This window comes from Brucella lupini (assembly GCF_002252535.1).
In the GTDB taxonomy this organism is placed as follows: Bacteria; Pseudomonadota; Alphaproteobacteria; order Rhizobiales; family Rhizobiaceae; genus Brucella; species Brucella anthropi.
In genome coordinates this window covers 22198-31044 of sequence record NZ_NNRN01000012.1, presented here as the reverse complement: position 1 = coordinate 31044, position 8847 = coordinate 22198, and the positions used below count along the sequence as shown (strand labels likewise).

Here is an 8847-nt window from a genome sequence, read left to right as displayed (position 1 = left end):
CGATTTAATGAAATCGCTGTCCGCGAATTCTGAAATACGCAGCCGGGCCGTCACACCCTGTTCTCGGTGCTGGTGCGGAACAGGGTTGATGGGCCGGCAGCGTCTGCCACAACCCGAGCCCTGCCTCGACGGGCGAGCACGGGAGGCAGCCATGACCGGCGAGCGGCGCCTGGACCGGTCAGGATGAAGCGCGGCTGTCAGCCGGTGCCGTCCAGAGGCGGACGCCGCAACGGGACGACCCTGGCGTCCACGGATCGAGACAGCTCCGCTCGCAGACCTTCGATGACGGCATCTCGCTCGGCGAGCTGCAACGTCAGCATCTGGATGTGCTGCGCGAGCGTCCGGGTGAGCGCCCGCAGCTCCGCCATCTCGGCACCACGCACGGCGCGTAGTTCCGCTTCCAGAGCATGGATGCGTTCCTTGAGGGCCCTGGGCGACGATCGCCGCAGGCGGGCTTCGGCCGCGCGGAGCTCGGCGAGAAGATCGCCGGCCCGGTTCGCCGTCGCTCGGCTGACGCCGGCCTCGCGCGCCAGGTTGGCGACGGTCAGCGCCCCGTCGGTGCGTTCAGGGCGGCCGTCGAGCAACCGCTTCATGGCAGCCCTTAGCGCCGCTTGGCTCTTCGGCCCGAGCGCGGTCATGCGTCACCGTCCATGAGAGGCGCGATCAGCCGGCACTTGCGCTCGTTGTCCCGCAGGATCGCCGTGCGCTGCAGCGGCGATAGACGCCGGTCGGCCAGAAGCGCTTCGCCCTCGACGATCGAGGCCTGCCACGGTTCGCGGTGCCGGGCGGTCAGGCAGGCGTTCGGGCACCGGTCGGGGCTGCAGCGCGATAGGGCCGGCGCCGTCCGCTCGGCATCTGGCGCGCCGGTGAGGCAGAGCGCGGTCGCTGCATCGAACAGGCAGTCGTTGAGGAAACCGACATGCAGGGTCCGCCCGAGATGGGCAACCATGGTGCGCAGCCGCTTGCGGTCCAAGATCCGGCCGGGAAGATCGCCAAGTTCCTCCTGCACGCGGCCGAACTCGCGTCGCAGTCGCGCAGCACCCGGTCCCGCCGGGCCTTCACGGCGAAGATAGGCCTCGTAATGGGCGACAATGTCGTCGAGCTGGCCGAGTGCACGTTCGCGCTCGATCGCCAAGCGGAAGTCGGCCTGCGCCGATCCGGCATAGCCTTCGAACATGGCGACCGAGGCGTGCTTGTACTGGATCTTGCCGGCGACCGTGCCGAACGGCCGGTTGGCGATGTACCAGGCGATCGTGCGTCGGAGCTGCCGGGTCGTAAACTTCCAAGGCTCGTCGCCGATGCGCGGAATCGCCGGCGCGGCCTCCGAGCGCGTGTCGAGGCCCTCGCGGAAAAGGTTGAGTGTCGGCGTTGCACCCATCCCGAGATGATCGTTGCTCCAGGGCCAGTCCTTCAGCGCCACCCACAAGGATGACAGTTCCTTCTCTCGGCGATTGCGTGCCGAGAGAACCTCCATCACCGCGACGGCGCGAGCGACGGGCTCGATCGTGATCCAGTCGGCCGTGACGCCGCGCGCGCCATGGCGCTTGTACACCGTGCTGCGCAGCCGGTACCGCTCGACCAGGCCGTCGGCGCTGCGCACCGGCGACACGCAACCCGGCTGCATCGCCTGCACCTCGCTGTCGCGCATGCCGGTGAGGTAGGCGCAGACGAGATAGCAGGCGCCCTGCAACATCCGTTCTTCGCGGGCGAGGCTGAGGCCGTCGAAGCGCTCGCGCCATGGCAGTCCGGTGTCCGGATCGATCGAGATCGGCGTATCGAGCCCGCCGATCTCGGTTCCGAGCTCGGCGGCTGCCTTCTCGATCAGTCGTGCAGTCGGCTCGGACTGGCTGATGCGGCCGCTCTGCGGAGCGCCGGCGTGAAGGCGCATCAGATGGAGATTGTAGGGCGGGGTCTCTTCGCCGGTGAGCGGGTCGATGCGGCGGGCCACATTGGGCGCGTGCTCCCAGATCGGCACGCCTCGGCCCATGGCCCGGCGCACGTCGAGCCACTTGGCCACGCGGGCGCGATAGTTCTTGGCCACGGCCCGTCCGGCCCGCGCGTCCCGCGCCATCAATCGGGCGCAGCGGGCTTCGAGAGCGTCAAGCTCGGCCCGCGCCGCGAGGATATCGGGCGCATAGACCTCGACATACTTGAGCGCCCAGCGCAGCATGGCGCCGATGACCGGCTCGGGAATGCGCGGCGTGGCGTTCTCGGCGGGCGCTGGCGGCCGGCCGGCAACGCGGTGCGCCGCACGTCCACGCCACGGCAGGAAACCGATGCCGCCGCCGGTTAGCCATGGCGCCAGGTGATGCAGGTCGATCGGCACCTCGACATACTTCACCGTCTCGTGAGGCGTTCGCCGTCCGCCGTCACGGACATACGCCAGATAGGCGTCGAGCAGCGCCTGATCGATCCGGCTGAGATCGACGGCGCCAGTCCTTGCGCGGAGGAACGCGGCGAAATGCTGGATGTAGCGCAGCAGGCGGATCGCCGAGGTCGCGCCGCAGGGCGCCCGATATCCCGGCACATGGATGCGCAGGCGGGCGATCACGTACTCCTTCGCCAGCCGCCGCGTGACGGGATCGGCGATGCGGGCGAGGTTCAGCCGGTAATTGCTGTAGCGGGCGTTCACCCGGAAAATGGCGGCGCCCAGGTCCCAAAGATCGTCACCGAAGCGCGGAAGTCGCGTGCGGTCGGCATCGTCCCTGACCGCCACGCCGGCAAGCACGGGCTCGTCGTTGCCATAAATGGCCGAAGGCAGCGACGCGTGCTGCGGCAGCTTGATCGGTGCCGGCATCATGGCGCTCTCGCTTCGGGCGGCAGGTAGAGGAGCGCGGGGTCCGATGACCCAATCCGACGGGCTTCCTCGATCTCGGCGTCGGCGAACCGGGGCAGAATCTGTTCGGCGATGCGTCCGTGAACCCGGCCGAACTTGGCGATCCAGTCGGCTTCGCTCAGCACCTGCCGCTGCGCCCGGATGAAGTTGAGGAAGGCCAGGAGCGCGGGCACCTTGCGGGCGGTGACCACGGCATTGCTGCATTCGAGACACCCCCAGAAGGTGGACGGACAGGCCTCTCCCTCCGAGCCGAACGGGCTGTTGTAGAAGCCGCCGCAACTGGCGAGCCAGACGTCCTGCTCGCCGCCGAACAGCGCCTTGACCGCGGCGGCGCCGACAACGGGAAGGCCGGTCGCCTTGTCGGGATCGGTCTGGACGGCCGCTTCCTCCTCCGACGACAGGACACAGGGGGGGAACGCGGCGTCGAGCGCATCGGTCATGGCGTCGGCAATTGTCGCCTCGTGCAGATGACGAAGCGCGGGAATGTCGGCGTAGTGGTCGGCCGCGACCGCGACAGTGTGGCCGACGGCGAAGCGGTCGAGCTGGCCGCCCGTGCGCCGGTACCATGCCGCCTTATGCGTCTTGCGCAGGCGCGTCAGATTGAGGCGAAGGCGTTGGCCCCGCTCATCAAGGATGCCGTGCCGGCGCGTCCATGAAGCCGCGAGCTCCTTCATGCTGAGCACCCGAGGGGTCAGGCGGCCCCAGGCACAGTGCGCCCAGAGCGTGTCGGCGCCGAGCCGGCTTCTCGCCGGACCGGTCCACTGCAGCGCCTTGCGGATCAAGCCGCCCGGCGTCGAGGAACCGCCGTCGCGCACACGCAGCCGCTTCCACTCGGCGCCGCGCGCCCGACGCTTGCAATACTCGATCTCGACATAGCCGCCCGCCGGGTTCTTCAGGCAGTCCGCTCGCAAGCCCTTGATCGCTTCGATCTCCATGCCGGTGTCGAGCGAGATAAGCACGATGAGCGGCACGAGATCGGCGGCGATGAGATGCCGGCGGCCATGCAGATCGTGGATCAGGCGATCGTTCGGCAGGCCACTCTCGCGGCGGAGCGTGTAGAGTCGCTTGAAGAGAGGGTGCCTGTGCCCGATGACGCCTTCCGCGTCGATCACTTCCATTACCTGTTTGTGGGTTGCTGCCAGCGCCTTGCTCCGATCGGAATCCTCGACCGCCGGAATACGATCGGCCTCGCCCAAGCGGCGGATGATGGCGGCGAGATCGGTGCGCGCCGCCTTCCGCAATGCCGCGGCGACATCATCGCCATAGGCATCGCGCGGCCTGGCGCGCACGCCGGGCCGATCGCTCGTGTACATCAGCCGGCGTGAGGCATCGGGCGGCAGGTGGCTGGGCTCCGCGGCCTCGGCAAGCCGCAGCAGGTTGAGCACCTTGCTCATGCGGTGCAGGCGGTGATTGGGATGCAGGCCGCTCCCCTCCATCCAGGAATCGAAGCCGTCGATGCAGACGGCACTGACGTCGGAGAGACGGGCGACGTGCGATCCGGCGGAATCGAGATAGCGCCAAAATGTCTTGAGCGCATTGGCATAGGCGTAGGCCGTCGAGATCGAGCCGGCCGGACCACCGACCTGGCAGGCGCGCCAGAGCGCGCCGGCAAAGGTCCGCGCCAATGCCTTGCGGCCGGCGAGCATCGTCAGGTCGATCGTCTTGCTGCGATCCGCCAGCGTGACGGTAAAGCGCAGCGATGCGATCGCAGCGGCGGCCTCGCCCTCGGGATCGGGCAGCGCCTCGGGAAAGAGGGCGCGGCGACCCGGCCGCCGCACCGATGGAGCCGCCGCGGCGGTCATGCCGCGCCGCCAGCCGTGTCTTCGGCCCAGCGATCCGCGGCGGCCTCGACCAGCTCCTGCGCCTCGGCGAGGCTGTCGAGATAGATGTAGGTGCTGGTGATACTCGCATGCCCCAGCAGGTGCTGGAGCTTCTGCAGAGGATCGCCGAGAATCCGCCGATAGGCTGCGCCGTGCTGGTCCTGCGGATCGAACACGGATCCGATCTGCTCGCGGATCAGCATGGAGAGCATGTTGACGGCGAAGGTGTGCCGCAGCGTGTGTGGCGTCACCTCGACCTCGATGCCGAAACGGCGGCAGCGGGTGCAGGCCCGCCGAAAGGCAGCTTCCCAAGTCGCCGAGGGCACGGGCTTGCCGCCTTCAGTCAGCCAGAGCAAGGCATGCTGCGCCTGGCCGGGCGTGCCGACCAGCACGCGGCGGCGTTCGCCCAGCGTCAGACGGTCGAGCCGGACACGCTTGCCCGCCGCGTCTGTTGCCTTCCCGTCCTCCAGCATCAGCCAGAGCGGATCGGACACCGAAGGCTCTGAGCGCGCGGCAGAGACCGTGCGCTCGAGATCGACATAGTCGCCGATCAATCTCAGTACCCGGCGGGGAACGCGGATGCGCCGTGGTCGTCCGCCCTTGGCGATCGGACCGGGGAGATCGAACGGCACCGAGCGCGATTCGGGATCGGTCAGGCGCGGCAGCTCACTCAGCAGCAGACTGCCGGCCTCTGTCAGCCGCAGGCCGGTCGTGACGAGAAGCTCGGCAAACAACGCATTGCGCTCGCCGTTGCGGCCGCGCCACGTCGCGTCCTCCGAGCCGTCGGGAAGCCGGCCGCGCAATCCCACCTCGCGGAACAGCAGGTAGCGGCCAAGATCGATGTAACGGGTATCGTGGCGCCGCGCGGCGCGCTCGCGGGCACGGTTCGTCGTCACAGCGAGCACTGCGCGGCTACCGCCGGCCCTGCGAAGGGTGGCGCCGTAGCTGAAGGGCGAGATCGCAATGATTCCTTCCTCGACAGCCCAGCGATAGAGCTTGTCGAGCGCGGCAACGCTCCGGTTCCAGCTCGCAGCCGAGATGCGGTAGGGAGCTGCCGACAGCCGACGCGCCCGGTGAAAGGCCAGGACATCGTCGCGGCCGGCCTGCCAGACCGTCTTGCCGCCGCGCCGTTCGACAAGAAAGCGCGCCCAGACGAGAATGTCGCGGGCGTAGGAGCGCCACGTGTTCGGCGATCGCGCTCCCATAGCAGGACAGGCACGAAAGAACCGGTTGAGAGCGAGATCGTAGCTGCCGTCATCCATCAGGATGAACGGCATGCCGTGAATCAGCCCGGTGCGCTCGACCGCGTCGAGCGCACCGGGCGCGAGGCTCACTGCAAGGTCATCAAGGAAAAGCGGACGCGAAATAGTGTCAAGATCGGTAAAATACAAATGCACGCACGATACCCAAGCGGAGCGCCTTCGGCGCAACTTCATTGTTTAGAATGCGAGGGGTTCCCCTCGCGCTCTCCCGCTCGCCGCGTGGCAGGGGTGCAGGACTTAGCCTGCACCCCATGAACAGCTTGTCGTGCCGCCGCCGCGTCAAGCGTTGTCCTCGCTACGCTGCGGGAACGCTTGACCCGGACGTCTGAAGAGCTTCACCGGAGCCGTGGTGAGGCGCCTCCAATGCATGATTCTGAGACAGGATCACAGAGTCAGGATAAGGCGACCAGCTCCTCGAAGGCGTATTTCTTCGTGCCGAAGCTGCCCGAAAAATCCCGCCCCAAGCGCGAGGCATGGCCTGTGGCATGCCCCATCTCGTGGAGCGCCGTCCTGTGCCAGTTGATCGGCTCGAAATAGGCGGCCGGAGGCGGCACCTGCACGTAGTCGAGCGCCGGAACATAGAAGGCGCGATCCCCGCCGATGCGGAAATCGATCCCGGTCGCCTCGATCAGCGCCTCGACCTTCGGCTCGATCATGCCGGGCGGCGGTGGCGGGGCCTCGAAGGCGATGTCCTCGGGCAGGCCCTCGCATTGCGCCGCGTTGAACACGGTGAAGCGCTTCAGGAACGGAATGCTGCTGGCTTCTTCGCCCGACTCCTGGGCGCGGCGCTTCTCGTCCTCCGGCGTGAAGCGGTCGGCATAGACGACGGTGGTGCCGCGCTCGCCCTTGCGGACATTTCCGCCCAGCGAGAGTGCTTGCCGGAAGGTGAGCCAATGCTGGGTCGGATAGCCGTGCTGGACCACTGCGCCCCAGAGGATGAGGACATTGATCCCGGAATATTGCCGCGCGGTCGCGGCATTCCTCGGCATGGCGAGCGGCGCCTTCGCCGCCGCCGTCCCCCAGGGCTGGACCCAGGGCAGCCGCCCTTCCTCCAGCTCGGCGATGATCTTGTCGGTGATGTCGTCATAGAGATTGCTGAGGGCGCCGCCTGGGCGAGCGCGGTCCTTTCTGGCCATCGGGATGATCTCCGCGACGGGCGCCGGAGGCCACTCCTCCAGCCCTCAACCCGTCACGGAAAACCCGTCCGCACTCTCCCTCTCAGGGGGCGTTGCGGGGCAGGCTGTGCCAAAACGTCAGCCGTCGGAGCCGCAGCGCCTGCCAGGTGGAGCCGAAGCGAAGCGCCGCCTCGCGTCAGCTCGGGGTAACAACCCTCGTTCCGAATGTGTTCGCGGCGTGTAGGATGTTGAAGGCTAGGATCGACAGCGCCGCCTCCGCCTTTACCGCCCTAAGTCCTCTAGTTAGGAACCTTCCGCCACCCGACATTCGCTTTATGGTGCCGAATGGATGCTCGACCGTGCATCGCCTGATCGTCATCAAGCTGGGATTGGCATGGATTCGGGCCTCCATGCGATCGAGGGCACCTTGATCGACAAGCCGGTGAATTGTGCGCTGGGCTCCCGGCGTGCATCTCGGCTTCAACGCACAGGTCGCGCAGGCCGAGGTACGGTAGCGCATCGCCCGATTGCGAGTATGGATTCCGGACGGGCGTAGAGTTTGCCCGCCGGGGCAACGGACCGTGTCGCTGTCCTCGTCGTAGAGGAACTGTACCGGTCGAAAATGTTCGGAATTCATCGCGCCGCGCTTGATCGGCGCAGCGACCTCAATGTTCTCGCGTTCGCAACGGGCGACTTCTTCGGCGTTTGAGTAGCCGCCGTCGGTCAACACCTGGAGCTGATCTACCTCCAGCACGGCCTTAGCCGCGACTGACATCGGATGAAGAAGGTGGCTGTCGTTCGCGTCATTGTAGACGTCATGGTGGACGATCAGACCACTCGCAACATCGACGACGCTTTGCAGATTGTACGAGGGAAGCTTCGGCGCGTGGGCATATCCCATCGGTTTGGCCTCCGGCTCGCCAAACACGAGCACCTTCTCGACCCGTCGATCGAGTTCCTGCTGTCGCCTGGCCAGCCGGTCCTTCCGACGCTGCAGGGAGGCAATGGCGGACTTGAAGCCTTCGCGGTGCAGTGGTTGATCATCAAAGCCCCGCGCGACGGTCTCGTCGATTATGTCCAGGCGGTCGAGATAATAGGCGATCTCTTTTTCGGTATGCGCGATATCGCGCGCGAGCCGCTCCGCCCCGGCGATGTTCTTTGGACTGGCGACCGCTCGCATCTTGGTGCCGTCGAGTGCGACCGACCGGCCGCCTACCAAATTCTGCTCGCGACAGAACAGCACGAACGCGGCGCTGGCGGCGACGATCGCGTCGGGATAGTCGTGCCGGAAGGCGGCAATGGTCCGATAGTCCGGCGCGAGTTGCCGCATCAGCCACATTGCTTCAAGGTCGCGCTTGCAGGAGCGCTCCAGATGTCGCGATGAACGGGCTTGATTGAGGTAGCCCCAGATATACAGCCGGAGCATGTCGCTGGGATGATAGCCTGGTCGTCCGGTCGAGGCCGCAATGGCGCGTGTGAAGCCAAGCTCAATCATATCCAGACTGTCGACGAAAGCATCGACGACGCGGACGAGCGCGTCAGGCCCAACATAGTCATCGACACATGGGGGAAGCAGATTGGCCTGATCTCGCGCTATTCCCTCAATGAAGCTCATAGACACCTCGGCAAAGCAGATCAGGAGAGTCTGATTCTACACTTGTTTGCTCATAGGGAAAGGCTTTGTATTGGGTCTCGAATAACTACCCAGAGGCAGGATCGCGGCACCTCGCTGACCCTCCAAACTTCCGAGAAAAGGTGGCTTCCTGCTTTCGGCACTTTGGGCGACGAACCTGCGAAAGCTGTCATTCAAACAG

At 66.5% G+C, this 8847-nt stretch carries 5 protein-coding genes and 1 pseudogene; all 6 read right to left on the bottom strand.

Annotated elements, in window-relative coordinates; genetic code table 11:
• Window positions 1-197: 197 nt before the first annotated feature.
• On the bottom strand, window positions 198-638 hold the full coding sequence (locus CES86_RS01030; RefSeq protein WP_012112820.1) for a hypothetical protein: 441 nt from the start codon (window positions 636-638) through the stop codon (window positions 198-200).
• The gene (locus CES86_RS01025) at window positions 635-2800 is read right to left on the bottom strand and encodes a hypothetical protein (protein ID WP_094513312.1); all 2166 of its coding nucleotides are present in this window, start codon (window positions 2798-2800) and stop codon (window positions 635-637) included. The genes CES86_RS01030 and CES86_RS01025 overlap by 4 nt, the downstream gene beginning before the upstream one ends.
• Window positions 2797-4638 (bottom strand): hypothetical protein, encoded by a 1842-nt coding sequence (locus CES86_RS01020; RefSeq protein ID WP_094513311.1) that lies wholly within the window; start codon window positions 4636-4638, stop codon window positions 2797-2799. The genes CES86_RS01025 and CES86_RS01020 overlap by 4 nt, the downstream gene beginning before the upstream one ends.
• Window positions 4635-6053, bottom strand: a complete 1419-nt coding sequence (locus tag CES86_RS01015; protein WP_012112823.1) for a tyrosine-type recombinase/integrase — start codon at window positions 6051-6053, stop codon at window positions 4635-4637. The genes CES86_RS01020 and CES86_RS01015 overlap by 4 nt, the downstream gene beginning before the upstream one ends.
• A 266-nt stretch (window positions 6054-6319) precedes the next feature.
• A pseudogene (locus tag CES86_RS01010) lies at window positions 6320-7054 on the bottom strand (ArdC family protein); the annotation flags it as partial.
• Between the two features lie 175 nt (window positions 7055-7229).
• The gene (locus CES86_RS01005; RefSeq protein WP_039194741.1) at window positions 7230-8648 is read right to left on the bottom strand and encodes an IS1182 family transposase; all 1419 of its coding nucleotides are present in this window, start codon (window positions 8646-8648) and stop codon (window positions 7230-7232) included.
• Between the last annotated feature and the right edge of the window lie 199 nt (window positions 8649-8847).

Excerpts from the sequence above, each read along its gene's own strand:
- CES86_RS01005 (WP_039194741.1), bottom strand. The coding sequence starts at position 8,648 with ATGAGCTTCATTGAGGGAATAGCGCGAGATCAGGCCAATCTGCTTCCC.
- CES86_RS01025 (WP_094513312.1), bottom strand. The coding sequence starts at position 2,800 with ATGATGCCGGCACCGATCAAGCTGCCGCAGCACGCGTCGCTGCCTTCG.
- CES86_RS01030 (WP_012112820.1), bottom strand. The coding sequence starts at position 638 with ATGACCGCGCTCGGGCCGAAGAGCCAAGCGGCGCTAAGGGCTGCCATG.
- CES86_RS01020 (WP_094513311.1), bottom strand. The coding sequence starts at position 4,638 with ATGACCGCCGCGGCGGCTCCATCGGTGCGGCGGCCGGGTCGCCGCGCC.